General features: G+C 60.3%; 14 protein-coding genes and 1 pseudogene. 10 read left to right on the top strand and 5 right to left on the bottom strand.

The genetic code is table 11. From position 1 onward, the window contains the following. Positions 1-181: 181 nt before the first annotated feature. Positions 182-394 carry a hypothetical protein gene (locus XH85_RS14020; protein ID WP_128932255.1) on the top strand — a complete coding sequence of 71 codons (213 nt, stop codon included), beginning with the start codon at positions 182-184 and terminating at the stop codon, positions 392-394. A 152-nt stretch (positions 395-546) separates the two neighbouring features. On the opposite strand, the gene XH85_RS45030 is transcribed toward XH85_RS14020, so the two are convergent. Continuing rightward, complete coding sequence (locus XH85_RS45030; protein ID WP_164939418.1) at positions 547-696, bottom strand: hypothetical protein; 150 nt, start codon at positions 694-696, stop codon at positions 547-549. A 1,429-nt stretch (positions 697-2,125) separates the two neighbouring features. Between XH85_RS45030 and XH85_RS14010 the strand changes: the two genes are divergently transcribed. The 7 genes and pseudogenes from XH85_RS14010 (at position 2,126) to XH85_RS45895 (ending at position 5,660) form a co-directional block, all read left to right on the top strand. Continuing rightward, on the top strand, positions 2,126-2,353 hold the full coding sequence (locus XH85_RS14010; protein ID WP_128932254.1) for a hypothetical protein: 228 nt from the start codon (positions 2,126-2,128) through the stop codon (positions 2,351-2,353). A 283-nt stretch (positions 2,354-2,636) separates the two neighbouring features. Then, positions 2,637-2,879: a hypothetical protein gene (locus tag XH85_RS14005; RefSeq protein ID WP_245474094.1), complete on the top strand. Its 243-nt coding sequence runs from the start codon at positions 2,637-2,639 to the stop codon at positions 2,877-2,879. Between the two features lie 75 nt (positions 2,880-2,954). Then, positions 2,955-3,137 carry a hypothetical protein gene (locus tag XH85_RS14000; RefSeq protein WP_128932253.1) on the top strand — a complete coding sequence of 61 codons (183 nt, stop codon included), beginning with the start codon at positions 2,955-2,957 and terminating at the stop codon, positions 3,135-3,137. A 114-nt stretch (positions 3,138-3,251) separates the two neighbouring features. Further along, on the top strand, positions 3,252-3,560 hold the full coding sequence (locus tag XH85_RS13995; protein WP_128932252.1) for a DUF1330 domain-containing protein: 309 nt from the start codon (positions 3,252-3,254) through the stop codon (positions 3,558-3,560). Positions 3,561-3,616: 56 nt separating this feature from the next. After that, a pseudogene (locus XH85_RS13990) lies at positions 3,617-3,823 on the top strand (ISL3 family transposase); the annotation flags it as partial. A gap of 606 nt (positions 3,824-4,429) precedes the next feature. Beyond that, a complete protein-coding gene (locus XH85_RS13985; RefSeq protein WP_245474092.1) occupies positions 4,430-5,083 on the top strand; it encodes a methyltransferase in 654 nt (217 codons plus the stop codon). A 256-nt stretch (positions 5,084-5,339) separates the two neighbouring features. Next, the gene (locus XH85_RS45895; protein WP_208758125.1) at positions 5,340-5,660 is read left to right on the top strand and encodes a hypothetical protein; all 321 of its coding nucleotides are present in this window, start codon (positions 5,340-5,342) and stop codon (positions 5,658-5,660) included. A 1,228-nt stretch (positions 5,661-6,888) separates the two neighbouring features. Here XH85_RS45895 and XH85_RS13975 read toward each other — a convergent pair. Further along, complete coding sequence (locus XH85_RS13975; RefSeq protein ID WP_128932250.1) at positions 6,889-7,071, bottom strand: hypothetical protein; 183 nt, start codon at positions 7,069-7,071, stop codon at positions 6,889-6,891. A gap of 1,494 nt (positions 7,072-8,565) precedes the next feature. Here XH85_RS13975 and XH85_RS13970 point away from each other — a divergent pair. After that, complete coding sequence (locus XH85_RS13970; protein ID WP_128932249.1) at positions 8,566-9,396, top strand: polysaccharide deacetylase family protein; 831 nt, start codon at positions 8,566-8,568, stop codon at positions 9,394-9,396. A 124-nt stretch (positions 9,397-9,520) separates the two neighbouring features. On the opposite strand, the gene XH85_RS13965 is transcribed toward XH85_RS13970, so the two are convergent. After that, on the bottom strand, positions 9,521-11,992 hold the full coding sequence (locus XH85_RS13965; protein ID WP_128932248.1) for a putative bifunctional diguanylate cyclase/phosphodiesterase: 2,472 nt from the start codon (positions 11,990-11,992) through the stop codon (positions 9,521-9,523). Positions 11,993-12,444: 452 nt separating this feature from the next. On the opposite strand from XH85_RS13965, the gene XH85_RS13960 reads away from it, so the two are divergent. After that, positions 12,445-12,639: a hypothetical protein gene (locus XH85_RS13960; RefSeq protein ID WP_128932247.1), complete on the top strand. Its 195-nt coding sequence runs from the start codon at positions 12,445-12,447 to the stop codon at positions 12,637-12,639. Positions 12,640-13,442: 803 nt separating this feature from the next. Here XH85_RS13960 and XH85_RS13945 read toward each other — a convergent pair. Continuing rightward, positions 13,443-14,330 carry a terpene synthase family protein gene (locus XH85_RS13945; RefSeq protein ID WP_128932246.1) on the bottom strand — a complete coding sequence of 296 codons (888 nt, stop codon included), beginning with the start codon at positions 14,328-14,330 and terminating at the stop codon, positions 13,443-13,445. Beyond that, positions 14,327-15,874, bottom strand: a complete 1,548-nt coding sequence (locus tag XH85_RS13940; RefSeq protein WP_128932245.1) for a hypothetical protein — start codon at positions 15,872-15,874, stop codon at positions 14,327-14,329. The genes XH85_RS13945 and XH85_RS13940 overlap by 4 nt, the downstream gene beginning before the upstream one ends. Between the last annotated feature and the right edge of the window lie 169 nt (positions 15,875-16,043).

Below are 16,043 nucleotides of genomic sequence, written 5' to 3'. Positions count from 1 at the left end.
GCCTCAGCACTGTTCCCCGCAGGAACTTCAGCAGATTCGTAAAATCCGTGGCGGGCTCCTAACCGCGGCTATTGTGCTAAGGTGGCTGCTTTAAATCACCAAGTAGCTTTGTTTCCCGCCGCAAGTTTTCCGTTTTGTGTGTCGACACTTTCGCAGTCCAAATCGCCATTGGAGACGTTTTATGCCCAAGGAGAATTGCCTGATTGTTCGTGCTGCCGGGAAACAACTTGATCTGTTACGGGGCGAAGCTTCCCGCATCGCGAAAGAAGCTAACGTCGGTTGGTGGACCAACCGCGCGGAGATCGGCACCAAGTTCTGTTTTGAAGATCCTAAATCAAAAGAATCGTTTGCACTCACTTGCGACAGCCTCGGTATCGCCTGCCAGGACGGCTAGTGCATTGAAAAACCCGCCGACCTGGGAGCCGGCGGGTTCTCAATGCCCATGCGTACCGCGGTACTCGTCACCAATCCGCGATGCCTTAACTATACCGATCATCTGTTGAGTTTGAGTTACCTCGCCCAGCGTGAACCGGCGGCCCTAGCGCTTTAGCCCATCGTCGTGTGCGTCCAGTCCCGCATTCCGACCTGCTCCAGCAGGCCTTCCCAATCGGCAATGCCGCTCTCGGCGGGATCGTCTTCCCGCTCTTCGGGCTCGCGCCCATCGTGCTCATGCTCGACGTCGTCGCAGGCACCCATCGCCCAGCGGACTTGGTCGAGGGCGCGGTCGAGAGAGCCAAGGGATGGCTCAGCATCCTCCGGCGGCTCGCATTCGTCGGCGCCGGGACCGTAGCCATAAGGATGGCAATCTTATTGGCGATGTCGTGGATGAACGCAAAGGTGCGGCCACGCTCATTGTCAGGACCAAAGGCGCGGTACGAACCGTCCGAGGCCCGCGATACTCGCACGCCGTAAATCTTGATGCCCTCTGCCGTCTCCACATCGACGTGCACAATAGCGGCCGTACCCGTTCTTGCGGGGCGTAGTCCAATAATTCTCATATCAATCCTTGTGATTGCTATGCAGGCAGCAGGCCTATCAAAAAACGACCGGAACAATGAACGGCGCACCTAAGATAGGATGCGGCTCAAGCCTGACGTCCCACTGAGGCTTGGGCTTCGGAGACTGCTGCTGCGGCGGCTTTCTCTTTGTGGTGGAAGACCGAACCTGCATCACCTCACCTCCAAATTGGTTTGCTCACCAATAGTGAGGCTAGCGGGGCCGGACACTAAAATGCCGCCCCTAGAGAACGGCCCATATTTGTTCTATTCGGCAACCTAAAGGCGATTTATCTGGTTGTACGTACGGTTGTGTTGGGTCGAACTGACCGCCCCGTTGGCCGGCGCTTAGGTTAGGCAATCGCCAGATTTTCTACGGGAAACAATGGCAATAAAATTGCCTAACCTTGCCGCTAAGCTACTGAAGTCATTGGAAACGGCCAATCCTGCCGGGATCGCTAGCGCCCAAATTCGGGCTTGAAATCATTGCAGAAAACGCGCCTCAGTTACCCACTTTTTAGAACCTCTGTTCCGGTGGTAACAAACCGGCTTCGAGCCCTCGCTTATACGAAGTCGGAGCGTCACCCCGCCGGCTGACATTGACGATGAAGCCCGCCGGTACGCCGATGATGGCGCCGAGCGGCCGTAGCCGAAGGCGCTGAGTGCGCCGGCCATCACCGCGCCGTACAAGACGCCGATACCTGAGCAGAGAGCCGCCATACCGATCAGGGTCTGATATTTTTCTTTTCGATCCGGTGTAAGCGCTGCTCTCTTGAGCTTTGCGTATAAGGCCCGGCTGGCTCACGCGATCCGCAGTGCGGACAGGCAATGGCTGAGAACGAGATACTACCGCCGCAATCGTAGCACTCGATCAGTTCCCGTTGTGCGCGTCGGTTCGTGATGTGCCGCTTGTAGCCGCCTCGCTGTTGCGGCGCCATACGTTCTGCGGTGACTGCTCCGGGCGAGCAATGGCGCGATTTAGCCGATATGCTCGAGGAAGCCCCGCGCCAGCTTCCAAATCGGTTGGACGGTTGGCGGTCTCGCACATAGACGCCGACAATGAGGCCTGGCGCCGGCTGAACAGCCAGAGATCTAGCGCTTCCGCTACTGGGCGGAAGCGAGGCCCGGCAATGGAGGCGAATCCAACCGGACCTCGCAGCCGCTTGATCCCGGAGGGGATCGAGACGCAGGATCGCATAGAAAGCGTGCCGTTTTTCGTCTTAGTTGCGGATCATTTCGCCGGAAAGCGCACATTCGGGGTCCGCCAGATTCGCGACGGTGCTAAAGACCTTCTGGTCGGCGATGGCGCTAACTTTTGCCGCCGCTCGCCGGACAGCTGCATTATCGGATCTCTCTAGAGGTTATGTCGCAGTCGCCTCCGCTCTGCTCGCGCCTGCGTTTGTTAACCCTCGGCTGATTAAGCAGAAAGACGGCATAAGGTGGCCCATCGGCGCCGATTATCGCACTTGTTGCGATGTTAAAAGCCCCTCCGTGGGCGCGTGTCGGTCGCCGAGCGGGCCGAGCGCGACATCACGAAAGATCGGAACCACTGGCGCGATGGCGGCAACAGGCTCGAGGCATTCGTGCTCGAGCTTAGCGTCGACTGATAACCACCGACACGGCCTCGACGATGAGAAGATCATGCCCGAGCAAATGAGCGCCGAGCTTTATCGCAAACTGCAGGAACTATCGCGCCATAACGCGGTCGCCCGCGCGCTTGTCTTCTTGTGGAACTCCGACACGCTGACCTACGAGGACTGGTCGGCGAAGGCGATCTCTCTGCTCATTGATCAGAACGAAACGCTCTCAGCGATCGCTGTGGATGCGGAGAAGCGCGCCTGCCGCCTGCCCAAAACCCCGCCAGTCGCCTCGCCCACCCGTTGAGAGAGCCCGTCCCGTGCCAGACACCCCAAGACCGAAACACCGCACTCGCGGCCCGCACTGCGGCATGTCAGCGGCGTGAAACTGGAGCCGCTGCGCTGCCCCGCCGCCGGCCGCGATGCGGAAAATGAGAAGATGCTTTGCTTCTACTTCAACCGGCGCGTGACCGACGACGAGATGAGGTACCTTCACGCTGTCATGCGGCAGGCGGCGGCCTACTCGCCGATCATCGACGGCCAGCCCGGCAAGCAAACGACCTAAGTCTCGGAACAGGCGGGCGGCGTCAGTGCTGCGGCGCTACCTGCTTATGCGCGAGATTGACGGTCACTGAGAAAAATCCCGCCCTCAGTCTCGTTCACACGTAAGGAGGACAACATGCCGAAGGGATATTGGGTTGGGCGCGTCGATGTCATTAAGCCGGAAGGGTACCAGGCCTACGGCGTCGCCCTCCAGGAGGTGCTTCGCAAATACGGCGCGAAATTTCTGGTGCGCGGCGGCACATTCGAGGCGGTGGAAGGCAAGGCGCGCGGCCGCAACATAGTGCTTGAGTTCAAGGACTATGCGACCGCGCTCGCCTGCTACCGGTCGCCCGAATATGCCCAGGCGAAGGCATTGCGCGCGGACGCCGTAGACATCGACGTCATCGTAATCGAAGGCTACGACGGGCCGCAGCCGACGGACTGATCGCCTCTCCCGCGCGCCCTTTCGGCGTTGGCCCACGCCGAGGGGCGCGCCACCCATGGATCGAGCGCGCCCATGCCAATCTCGTTGCCTCGTTTGCCAGCGGAGTCGCGAAAGACGAGGCGGCGGTACGGGCGGCAATCACTTCACCCTTGTCCAACAGCCAGACTGAAGGTCAGATCACGCGCCTCAAGCTCGTCCGACGTCAAATGTACGGCCGCGGTAAAATAGATCTGCTTCAGGCTAGGCTAATCGGTGCAGAATAGTCGGCGCTGCACCAAACTTACGTCAGAGCTAAATTTGCAAGCCGATTGACACCTTAGATCAGCTAGATAGTCATTTGGGGCGGCATCAAAACCGCGAATTGAGCGAAGTCTTGCCCGTTCACGACGAGCTTTCGTCGAAACGTCAGTTTTCAATGAAGATCGCAACTTCTGATTTATAATCGAACTTGCCGTGAGAATAGCTGCGACACGAAGCCATTCGTACGCCAACTCGGTTATACCGTGTTGGGTTTGCGACACCGGCGCGGACACGCTCGCTGGAGCGGCAGAACACGCCAGAGCCTGCCGGCAGCCGTTCTTCAAGGAAAATCAGAAGCTAAGCGCGCTTTGAATGCCGATGGCACGGCCGTTGCTATTGGAGGAGACGATAGTCAGCGAAGGCGCGACGCGCATTCAGACAGGACGGGAAACCATGCTCGCAGCGTCTCTAAAACGGACCCTGTACAGAGCACCGAGCGTGCGACAGCTACCGTACTCGCCGAATAGGGCGATCCATTGATCGGATGGGACGACGATCAGGCAAAGCGCGCGCTAGCGAACTGGAGAGTTGAAATGACTGCACCCCTAGCCGTATCGCCGCGGCGCCAAATGTCCGATGTAGACGCAATGATTGCTGACCTCCGGTCGTGCGAACACCCGCACGATGTGGAAGTGTGCGGTATGCTGTTGCACATTCTCCCGGGCGTTCTGTCGCCACGCCTGAGTCACGCTTCCGACGCCTTGATATCGAAGTGGCACATCCAATCTGGAGCGACAGTATTGGATCTAGGATGCGGATCAGGCGTGCTGGGGCTGGCGGCACTCCGCGCTGGGGCAGAACGCCTGGTGGCTCTCGACATTAATCCGCAAGCCGTTCTCACCACAAAGACAAACATCGAGCGGTTAGGTTATTCCGACCACGCAGACGTGCGCCTCAGTGACATTTATTCTGCGCTGCAGCCTAAAGAAAAGTTCGACCTTATTCTGTTTGCCGCCCCGTACTGGAACCGAAAAGCAAAGGACGACCTGGAGCGCTCTTGCTTTGACGAAGGTCACAGCGCCATGGCCTCAGCTCTGGGGGGAGCGCATAATTGGCTCAAGGCTGATGGCCTAATGTATGTCGTCTTTTCTGATCAGGGAGATATTGGGCGCGTTGTGAACGTGATCGATGACAGTGAGCTGCGCGTTAGAAACATGCATATTTTCCGACCATCGATTGAAGGGGGGCACATTCGCATCATCTGGGAGCTCACGGTTCGGTGAAGCCTCTTCTGCCGTCACTCAAGGGAGGCCGGTCGATCGGATTGAATGACCTCATCACAACCCGGCAGTGGTCCAATGCTCTCATTACGTCACAGGTACCACTTTGAGGGCAAGAAACGCGCCGTGGAAAAGTAGCTGTCGACACACGGGGGCCTCCTCCTTCCTGCCCCCATTGCGACCTTGGCCGCAGATCCGATATCGACGATCCCACGAGGGGCTGAGGTCGAGTCGCCGCCTTGGAGTACTCAGTGGCGCGTTGTTCAAAGAAATTGGCGTGCTCGACGCCATTGAGAATCTCGACGAGCCACGGCAGCGGATGCGCCCTGAGCTGGGTGAACCCGCCCTCCTTCGCCTCGAAGAAGCCGAAGACCGGGGCAATCCGGAGTTGGACCAGTCGCCAGTCGGCGACGTAGGCGTGGATACGCTCAGGCAACATGCCCTCGATCTTGCCAAGGCCGAGGCAAGCTTGACGAAGCTCTCCTCCAGCTTCACCATGGTCTTGGCGACGTCGACAATGTCGTCGCGGACGGAGCAGCCCCGAGGTCGAGGTTCGAAATTCGCCGAGCGCTTGTCGTAAGGATCTCGCGCCAAGAAGTCGCAAAAGTTCGGTAGCGCGAAGCACGCCGGAAGTCGGCAGTGAGGGCACGGGATAGAGCATGTCGAAAGGGTTCGCGACCTGACCGGACGATGGTCAGGATTTTGTCGAGGCCGTCGAGGATGCTGGCAGTTGCGCCATTGCAGGTCGAGACGACGCGCGAGATTAAGGACCAGGTTTTTAGTGGTTCATCCTGGAATGGTAAACCACGCGGGGGTGCCGGCCAATTCGCGCATATTTCGCGGTGGGCTTTTCGACCTTTGGTTGCTCGCAAAAAGTGGCTTTCCCGAGCCGTAATTGGCCCCCCGCGGCATTGTGGCCAACCAACCCTGATAGGTGCGTCTTGGGTCTCTTCGGAGATAGGATGTTACGCGTAAGGGTCGGCTGCGTAGGGTAAGAGAATAGATGACTGATAGACGCGTGCTTTGGTACGCCCTCGGGCTCGGGCTCGGTGTCGGCCTTAGTCTATGGCTGGTTTTGCCCGGCGGGCTGGCGGGTACCACGCGGAATTGAACGGACATTCATCACAGGACATACGCCAATATTTTGATGAGGTTGCGGATGGCGCCCGCGAACGCGGTTTCGAGAGCTGTTGGTTTTGCGGCCTCGCAAAGGCCGCGGAAGACGCGAACTTGATGGGGCTGACATTCGGGCACGAACCTGAATCGGATCTACGTGGCGGCGGATCGATTGTTACGCAGCGGAGAGTGTTGCCGCCCGAACCCGTCCCAGCCACGATCGCGTTCGGTCAAAGCCTTCAGCAACTCGCGGCGGTCATCCTGCAGTCTGCCATGCAGCAATCATCAGAGACGCAAGAATAAGCAACATGATAGCGTAGAGCAGAAGTTGAGAGAGCAAGTCACCATCGCGTTCGAACATTGTATCTCCCATCCAGGCTGCCCCTGTTCGGGCTGCGCCGGCACACCGACTCTGCCAGCGCTTTGGGGCCTTTGCTTCCGACAACACTGTGCGCAACGAACGAACAATCTCCTTTCTTACCTGAGCATGTCGTCTCGGCTTCACGTTTGTGTCGTCTCGGCTTCACATTTTAGCGTTTCGTTTAATCGATTAATGCAACGAGGCGCACATTCGCGCCCAAATCCTGCATTTGGCCGGTTTTTCTAGCGTATTTCAGCACCTTCAGCCGGAGGACGATGACGACGGCTAGGTCCGTTGAAGGTACTGCCTCTAGGCTAGCGCGACGCGCTCGCTATAATTCGAAGGCGTCGACCTCCTCGTCCGTAAACTTCTCGGCCTCCAGGTCCAACTTGTACCGCACCTCTTCTAGCTGTCCAGTGATAAGGACGTAGTCTTCGAACGTGCTCGACGCGCGGATGTACTTCTCGATCAGCTGCCGCAGCTCCTGCCTGAACTGATATTTGCTGACGGTCATTCGTCTCCTTCGCGCCTCCCTGCATTGGATCTGGTTCTGTTTATCAGCGCGAAGCGGCCGCTGGCCACGGAGTTGCTACCATGGAACTGGACGCCTCACGTGCCGATAGCTCGCACTTGTGCCGGGAGGCTTCAGCCGACGCGTTTAGCGGATTTTCTTACCAAGCTCGTCCACAAACTCCTGTCTTGAAGATGGCGTCTGCAGAAGCTCCGGACGACGTTGTGTCATTCAATGCGCTCCGTTCGAGCTTGTCGCGCACTCGGCGCGAGCTATTAAGCTGCCAGCAGCCAGCGAAGCCATTTCTGGTCGGCCTCCCGCCGCGCTTTGAAGCGGTCAACGCATTTCTTGGAGCAAAGGGCCGTTTGCCACCAGTAATAGCGGATCAGCCCGAACCTTCCACCACACACCGCACAGCACCTGTTTTCGGAAGTATGAGAGTAATTGTGCATTTCTCGCCTCCTTGGGCATTAGGCGGAGAGTCTCATTTCTTTTCGCGCAGGAGCACTGTGCCGCACCTGAAGTGCGCCACCGCCTGTTGCCAAATCTCGCTGTATGTACGGGCACCGGGCGCAAGAGCTCGGCTCTTTTCTGCGCCCTCGTAGCGAAGCGATACGCTCGATCGCGGTGCGTCGCCCGATTGATCGCCAACTATAATCGGGTTTACACCTCAATTGATGCAATGAGCAGCCCCAGTGAGATTAAATCCTGCGCTTTCGTATCCCCTTCCGGTGATTTACGCTGGATAACTCCTCCGGAGCAGCAGCATGCCACCTGTACTCGCGTCAAGCTTCGCACCGCTTCGGGTCCTATTCGTGCTCGCGTGACTAACGCGGACCGTTCGGCCGATCGCGCGAGAGGATTTTATCCGCACGCAGCGGTTGGTAAGAGCTCTTTGTGTATGGTGCCTTCGACTTCGGAAAGCATGCTTGTTTGAGGTTGCTTCTGAAATTCGCCGGAATACTGCCTCTCCGGCTACGAACGCTGTTGAGGAGTGCGGAAGCAATCAATTTCATGATGAGGGTCGGGAATGGCTCCATTCGTGCACGGAGAACTTCAAGCATATCTCGCCGGTCTGAAGCGACCGTTGTCTTGAACCGGCGGCGCCGCCACAGGTCCGTCGCGATCCGCTCGCAAGCAAGCTCCTCACGCGCGTGGCGGCGCAGGATCGGCGGAGCCGCCCTGAAAATTGACCCTCGAACCTCCAACGGACGCTGCGGACGTCCGCGATGTGCCTTTCGCATCCTGCGCACTCGTGCCGGGTGCGCGCCAAGACACTGATCTTGCGAAAGACGAACAGCAGTCATTGTTCGAGCCAAGCCGCCTACCCCAAGCTTAAGCAAGACAGGCAGCAAGAGCGGTTCGAACGGATAACGGACGTTCGACGACCTTTTTGCGCACGACATAGCCTCGATGCGCCGAAATCCCGCGATGCCGATCAGATAGTCTGCTGGGCACCACGGGCCTCACCAACAATCAAGGTCGCACTAAAGCGCAATGACAGAGTTGCGCCTGCCCAGAATAGCTTTTGGCATCGGCTGCGCTGTGCTGGCGTTGCTCGCCGGTATTGCCGTGACAGACGCCTCTAGCTGCAATCGGCGGGATGCGCTCGGCACGGCGCGGGTACTCGCTGTAGATGCCGCACTCTTCCCGCGGGTGGGGCTGAAGAACTTTCCCGAGACGCTTCCTCTGGCGGACCATGAAATCGTCCTCACCTTCGATGACGGACCGCGGACGCCCAACACGGATAAGGTGCTGGCTGCGCTCGCACAAGAATGCGCGCGAGCCACGTTCTTTCTGGTCGGCCGATCCTCGGCGGAATTTCCCGAGCTCGTGCGGCGTATGGCCGCCCAGGGCCACACCGTAGCGCACCACAGCTGGTCGCATCCGATGATGTCGAAAATCTCGTTCGAGCAGGCGAAAGAGGACATCGAGCGCGGTATCGCCGCCGTCGAAATGGCGCTCAACGGTGTGTCCACCAAAATGCCCTCGACACCGTTCTTCCGGTTCCCCTACTTCGACGCGACACCTGCGACGCTCGATCTCTTGCACGCGCGCGGAATTGTCGTGTTCGGAGCTGACCTTTGGGCGAGCGATTGGGAGAACATAACTCCAGAGCAGGAGCTCACAATCCTGATCGAGCGGCTCGAGGCCGCTCGTAAGGGCATCATTCTGCTGCATGATGCGCAGACGCGGACGGCGGCCATGCTGCCTGCGTTCCTGCGCTACGTGCATCAGAACGGGTATCGGATCGTGCATCTGGTGCCGGCTGCCGCCAAGAACGCTGAAGCCCCGTTGACGTCTTGGCACCACGCCTTCCCGCAGTGAAGGCGCGCGAGAAGTGTCGGAGATCAACTCCTGGGGGCGGAGACGGCTACGGGCGACCTCGTGGCCTGATCGGGTTCGATTTGCGAAGCCTCAACGTGACGAAGCTGCTCCTGCGGCACGGCGATCATGCCGCCCTGGACGCCCTTGCGCCAAAGCGAAACAAGAGCTGCCCCACTTCGGCGGCTGGCCTGGCGCCGCTGAACAAGAATCCTTGCACCTCGTTGCAACCCTCGGCACGAAGCCAATCGAGCTGCTCCGTGGTCTCCACCCCTTCCGCTGTCGTCGTGATGTTGAGGCTCCGGCCGAGGCCCGAGATCGCCCGCACGATGGCCCCGCAATCGGAGCGTTTCGCCAGATCCTTCACAAAGGAGCGATCAATCTTGATCTTGTCGAAGGGAAAGCTGCGCAAGTAGCTGAGACTCGAATAGCCCGTTCCAAAGTCATCCAGCGATATGGAGACGCCGAGCTCGCGGAGCTGGTGTAGGATCGCAAGATTTGCCTCCGTCTCCGCCAGAAACACCGATTCGGTGATTTCAAGCTCGAGCCGCTTCGGGGCCAAGCCGGAATTCGCCAGCGCTGAAATCACCACCTGAACCAGATTGCGGCTACGGAATTGCACCGGCGACAGGTTGACCGCGACCTTGATCTCCGAAGGCCACTTTGCCGCCTCGTTACAGGCATCGCGCAGCACCCATTCTCCGAGGGGCACGATCAGCCCGATTTCCTCCGCAAGGGGAATAAACTCGGCCGGCGAGATCATGCCCTTCCCTGGGTGCGGCCAGCGCAGAAGCGCCTCAAAACCTGAGATCTTGTCGCTCGCGATGTCAATCAACGGCTGATAGTGCAGCTCGAACTCGCTGCTGGCAAAGGCGCGCCGCAAATCAAGCTCCATCTCGCGCCGCCGCTGCACCTGCTGATCCATCTCCCGCTCGAAAAAGCGATGCGTTCCGCGGCCATCCTGTTTGGCGCGATAAAGCGCCATATCGGCATTACGCATCAGCTCGGCGCTGCTGGTGCCGTCGCCTGGTGACAACGCGATGCCGACCGAGGCACCGATAATGACTTGGTTGCCGTCAATCTCATAAGGCGCACTCAACGTCCTGATCAGGTCTGCCGCGAATTGGCTCACATGCGTCGGCGAGGTATCATCCGTGAGAATGATCGAAAATTCGTCGCCGCCGAGCCGTGCCGCCAGATTGTTGCCGGCCACCTTGGACCGCAGCCGGTCGGCCACTTGCTCGAGCAGGCGATCGCCGATGAGGTGGCCGAACGAATCGTTGACGTTCTTGAAGAGGTCGAGGTCGATACACAGCGCCGCGACGCGGTTGCCAGCTGCATTAGCCTTTTCGAGCGCCTCTCCGAGCCACCTCTGGTGGAGCGCGCGGTTTGCGAGGTTGGTCAACCCGTCGTGAAGTGCCATATGGGCGATGCGGGCCTCGGCCTTGCGCCGTTCGGTGATGTCGACCACCACAACCAGATAGGCCTCGCGTCCCTCGATCATGAGGCGCCGCCCAAAGGTCAGCACAGAAATCTCAGTGCCATCAGCCCTGACATGGCGCCAGGGATGTTCGGACTGAGAGATGTCGCCCGCTTCTCGCAGCGCCCGCGTATAGCTGACCCGCTCGTCGTCTGGCCAGATCTCCTCAACCTTCATGCGCAGGAAGATCTCGCGAGCATAGCCATAGTGCTGCACTGCCGCGTCATTGACCCTCACGAAGTCCATTGTCTCGGCATCTAACGCCCACATCGGCATCGGATTACTGTCGAACAGCAACCTGAACGAGGCATCCCGGCGCTTAAACGACGTAACGTCGGAAATGACCACGGACACGATGTCTCCGAAGGCACTGAGGCGCAATCGCAGGCTCTGATCACCGTATTCGATCTCGAACTGGTCACCGAAATCATCCGCGACCGCGGCGCCCAACCGCTCCATCACCTCTTTCGAACAAAGCAGATGGTCTGAATTTCCGAGGCGCTGCCACAACAGGCTGCCCTCTTCCACATCGAGGAGCCTTGCTGCTGCCTGATTGTGGTGCACGACTTGAAAATCAATTGGTCTGCCTGCGGGATCGCGAACGGTTGAGAGCGAGATAACGCCATCGTCGGTCTTGCAAAAGATTGCATCGATCAAATTGTATTCTGTAGCGCGCTCGTTGACATAGACGCCGACCAGCGTACCGCCCCAACGCGATAAGGTCGGCAGCGCCAGCACGTCGTAGGTCCGCACCATGCCGGCGTGCACGCAATGAGCGGTTGCCAGATAGGGATGGTTGTTTGCAATCGCATTCGAGGCCGCCCCGGTGAGGGCTGTCGCGCAATCTGGACGCAACGCATCCAGCGGAATGTCCCAACGGGCCTCGCCCAACCAGTTCTGAGCATAGCGACCAGTGCGCGAAACGGCAAACGCGCCATTGTCACACCTGAGCAACACAAGATGATCGGCAAGCCGCCCGAGGCTCCCCAGCAGCACATTTTCGTAACGGGGAAGCGTTTCGCCGGGCTTGAGCGCAGCGTGCCACTTGCGCCGCAGGACCGGCATGTCATTGAACAGCCTCGTATCTGATTCCGCGGATTGCTCGTTGGCAGCACTCATCACACGCCCCACTCACCTAAGCTTCCTGCCCGGGCGGCATCAAATCCAGCTTGGCTTAATTCGCTCTTAAAAGACGAGACGGTCGCGTTCGGTCCCTGCTGATCGATGCCGTTGCCTGAAACATCAGGCGCGACTGTCTTCAAAGACTCATGACGCAGAAAATCCGCGGCGGTAGCGCATAATTCGATGAAAAGCGTTTGCCAGCGCCGCTGGGACGACGAGAATCTTCGAACGAATGATTTGCCCCTCACGTATTCTACGAAGGAGCGCTCGTCAGTTGCGCGCGAATTTTTTTGTCGGATGTCCAATTTGTACGACTACCATTTGCCGACGGCGCAGGCGCCAGCAAATCCTCAATGTTAATTGTGCTTGAAGGACCGTCCCAGGGAGATGCGCGATAACTAAGCGCATGTTAAAGAAATGTGACGACTGCCGGCGCGAGGAGGCCACGCATGAAAAAAAGTGATTTGACGTGCTCGGAATGCGGTGCTGGTTTTTGCCGTCTTGAGCTTACGTCTGAACGTGGCATCCAAGGAAACTACCACTGCCCTGCTTGCGGCACACTGATCGAGGAGCTCGGAGCGGCCCACCTCGTGCTTTATCGCTTGACCGTACAGCCTTCCATTAAAGCAATCCGCAATCAATAATCCGTCGCGCTAGCCCGCTTGGCTAAGGAGCTTTAGTGGGTTCGCTCAATTTTGGCATCTGAACAGCGAGATCAGCGCGCCCCTTCCTTGAAGCCACAAACAGCATCCTTGCCGACCTTCAATGGTGGCGCCGTGACCGACTTGCTTGCGGGCTTTCCTGCAAATTGCATCGCCTCCCTCGTTAACGGATTGCCGAGCAGGCGCAAGTAATTCGTCTGCCACGTTCCATGAAAGGCAAAAAATTCGCGTGATAAACAATCTGGCCGGCGTCGGTATCTTCAAAGTAGACACGGACCTGCATGTAGCGCAGTCCGTCTCGAACTCCCCGTCAAGAGAGACTGTCACAGCGCGATCCTCTTATTGCGCGTACAGGGACCCTTGTCTCACACAGAGGCGGTTTTCTGAGCAAGCGCCAAAATCTTGAGCTTGGCTCCAGCTGCCGGAAGCTGAGTCAGCGGCCTGAATGCGGCAGGCGTTGCGCTGCTGACGTCGACTTCGGACGAATATATCGAAGATCTATCGTCAACGCGTATTGCGGGCATCCAACCACAGCGCGCACAAGAACGTAAGCGGAGTTCTGCCGCTGCCGAAGCTGCATCTCTGGGATTTCGCGATGAGCGATGGCAGCCCCTTTCATCGGCAATCCATAGACCAACTATCCGCTTTCCAATGACTCTCTACCACTGCGTATTACACGGTGGACAACGAGGGCATCCGTCGCATCGGGCGACGGTGTTGCGTCGGATCGGACCGACGGCAGCGCGCGCACGCCGCCGCCTCCCGCGCGTTCAGGCCGGCGCACGTTAGACTCCGCCCGCAGCGTCGCTGCGGTAGCGGCTGGTCGAGGTCTGGTAGTACTGCGCGCGGATGGCCGCCATGGCCTCGATCAACGGTCCCCAGGGCGCGGGAAAGCGTTCTTTCGCTATCACCCGATCCAGCATGCGCGTATGGCCGGCCAGCTCGTCGTTGAGGAACTCCACCACAGGCATAGCCGGATAGCGCTGCAGCAGCAGGATCGCCGCGTTGTCGGCCTCGCCGGCCGACCTGTCCATGTCGCGTCCATGCAGATCGTTCTGCAGGCGCCCTATCGCGGAGATGAGCCGCAGGACCTGGCGAAACGCCGGACGCGCGCGCAAGGTCGCCATGTCCAGTCCCCACAGCAACGACAGGCAACAGAACACGTTCGCGTAGGCGATCGAATCGATGCCGTTGTGCAGGTACTCGGCGTAGGACCAGCGTCCCGCCCCTGCCGCCTGCGCGTGTCCGGCGCGCAGCGCCGCGCAGTAGCGCCGGGTATCCTCGAGAAGCTGAGCATAGTCGCGACGATCGTAGGCGAGCGCGGCCAGCGAAGCGCGCAGCACAGCGCAGCCCTCGAATCCGGGGAGCGCGCACGGCAAGCCCTGCCCCAGTGCCTGCTCCACCGCGGCGAGCTGCTCCGGCGCGATCAGGCCAAGGTCGTTGCAATCGTCGAGCCAGAACAGCAGCGCCAGTTCGCGATAGAACGCCACGGTCAGCGTTTCGTCCTGCGGATCGCGGCCGGTGCGGGCGCTGATGTCGTGCAGGCTCGGGTGGATGCGCTGCAGGATGTACTGGCCGCCCCTGACCGCTTCCACGGCGTGCTCATCGGCGAACCCGGTCAGGGAACGTCCCCACTCCAGCACCTGCTGCAGCGCGCGTTCGGTCTGAATCATGGCGCCGCTCCTGTTCCCTCGGCCAGGACGCGCCGCCCCCAACCAAGGGCCAGCCACAACCCGGCGAGTTCGGCCACGCGCACGACCCGGGTGGGGCAATACAGTTCCTTGCCGATCCACAACGGAGTCTGCGGCAATGCATGCGCCGCATGGCGGGCGAGCATCCACTCCAGCGCACGCGCCACCGCCTGCGCAATGCGCCGCCGCCCTGTCGGCTCTTCGCTCCCGTCCAGCGCGTGCAACGCGAACAGCGCATAGGCAGTTTCCTCGAATGTGGACGCGCGACCGGCGCCCCAGCCGCCGTCGTCGCGCTGCGTCTGCAGCAGCGCCGCCAGCGCGCGCTCGTCGCGCCACCGAGGCTTGCCTTGCGCCAGCGCTGCGACCGCATGCGCGGTGGGATACAGCCACGAAACGTGCCATTTTTCGTTGTCCCAGAGACCGTGCCGGTTGCGATTGGCCTCGACGTAGGCGCTGGTGCCGGCGGCGGGCTTTCCCAACAGTCGCAACGCATGCAGGGCATGGATGTTGGTCGACACCGAGGCATTGCGCTCGCCGGGGAAGGTGACGAACAGCTCGCCGATTTTGAAATGGCGCAACGCATCGACCGCCCGGTCGCGGCCTGCAAGGCGCAGAACGCACAACGCAACGGCGGTGTCGTCCGCATCTGCCGCGAAGTGCACGGCCGGGCCCAGACCGCGCACGCCCAGGCGGGCGTCGAGCTGCGCGACGATCACGCGCACCGCCCCGGCGAGCGCCGGATGCGCGAACAGACCAGCCAGATGCAGGGTGTACAGCGACCAGCATGGCTCGAACACATTGATCGGCCAGACGTTGGGAACGACACCTTCGATGCCGCTGCGCGTCGCTCGCGATGCCGCCTGCAGATACGCGTCGGCGCGCCCGACCTGCGGCGTGCTCCCCTGTGTCACGGCGTGCGCACGCCACGCGGCGGTGGCCGCCGGACTGATGCCGATGCTGCCGTCATCATCTGGCCATGCGGTGGTCGGCGACGTCCCCCAGGCTTCCCAGGAGTGCAGCAACGGATGGCCGCTCGGCAACGTCGCCACGGCCCCCAGCTTGACCCGCGCTTGCCGTAACGGCACCAGCGCCGGGTGGCGCGGAAACGCCACGCCGCCCGGTAAGGATGCGGCCTCGTCGCAAAACCGCGGCAGGATCAGCTCCGCGCCGATCGGCGCGTCGTCCGGCACCGCATGCGCATAGGGGTCGGGCTGGCGCTGGAGGAACCGCGTTGCAGCCTGGACAGCGTCGGCAGCGCCGGGAAGAGAGTCGACACGCTGCAATGCCAGCAACGCCGCCCATGTCGGCGCATGACGGAACAGCGGGAAGTCCGCGCTTCCCCATCCGCCATCGGCCTGTTGCTGCGCGATGAGCCACGCGTATGCGTCCTGCCGACCGGTGACGTTGCCGTGGAACTGCAGAGCTCGCGCCGTGTCGTAGACGGATGGACCGACGCTGCCGCCATCGCGCATTTCGCTCAGCAGGTGGCGCAATTCGGAAAGGATCTGTTCAGCCAGCGCGTTCACGCGGGATGTTCCTTCTGCAGACGGTTGACGGGAACCAGGATCGGGCAGACGCCGCGCACGTCGCCGCAGGCCCGTCGCGGCCGTGCTGGGCAACCGCTGCGATCGGCGCCGCGGACTCGGATACAGTGCAGCATGCACCGCTGCCGCCGGCCGATCGCAGCGGCACAGG

The organism is Bradyrhizobium zhanjiangense, assembly GCF_004114935.1.
Classification (GTDB): Bacteria; Pseudomonadota; Alphaproteobacteria; order Rhizobiales; family Xanthobacteraceae; genus Bradyrhizobium; species Bradyrhizobium zhanjiangense.
This window is presented reverse-complemented; position numbering and strand designations above follow the sequence as displayed.

What these genes read in the sequence shown, in the direction of transcription:
- XH85_RS14020 (WP_128932255.1), top strand. Translation starts at nt 182, where the DNA reads ATGCCCAAGGAGAATTGCCTGATTGTTCGTGCTGCCGGGAAACAACTT.
- XH85_RS13965 (WP_128932248.1), bottom strand. Translation starts at nt 11,992, where the DNA reads ATGAGTGCTGCCAACGAGCAATCCGCGGAATCAGATACGAGGCTGTTC.
- XH85_RS45030 (WP_164939418.1), bottom strand. Translation starts at nt 696, where the DNA reads ATGGGTGCCTGCGACGACGTCGAGCATGAGCACGATGGGCGCGAGCCC.
- XH85_RS13945 (WP_128932246.1), bottom strand. Translation starts at nt 14,330, where the DNA reads ATGATTCAGACCGAACGCGCGCTGCAGCAGGTGCTGGAGTGGGGACGT.
- XH85_RS13960 (WP_128932247.1), top strand. Translation starts at nt 12,445, where the DNA reads ATGAAAAAAAGTGATTTGACGTGCTCGGAATGCGGTGCTGGTTTTTGC.
- XH85_RS14005 (WP_245474094.1), top strand. Translation starts at nt 2,637, where the DNA reads ATGCCCGAGCAAATGAGCGCCGAGCTTTATCGCAAACTGCAGGAACTA.
- XH85_RS13995 (WP_128932252.1), top strand. Translation starts at nt 3,252, where the DNA reads ATGCCGAAGGGATATTGGGTTGGGCGCGTCGATGTCATTAAGCCGGAA.
- XH85_RS14010 (WP_128932254.1), top strand. Translation starts at nt 2,126, where the DNA reads ATGGAGGCGAATCCAACCGGACCTCGCAGCCGCTTGATCCCGGAGGGG.
- XH85_RS13975 (WP_128932250.1), bottom strand. Translation starts at nt 7,071, where the DNA reads ATGACCGTCAGCAAATATCAGTTCAGGCAGGAGCTGCGGCAGCTGATC.
- XH85_RS13985 (WP_245474092.1), top strand. Translation starts at nt 4,430, where the DNA reads ATGTCCGATGTAGACGCAATGATTGCTGACCTCCGGTCGTGCGAACAC.
- XH85_RS13970 (WP_128932249.1), top strand. Translation starts at nt 8,566, where the DNA reads ATGACAGAGTTGCGCCTGCCCAGAATAGCTTTTGGCATCGGCTGCGCT.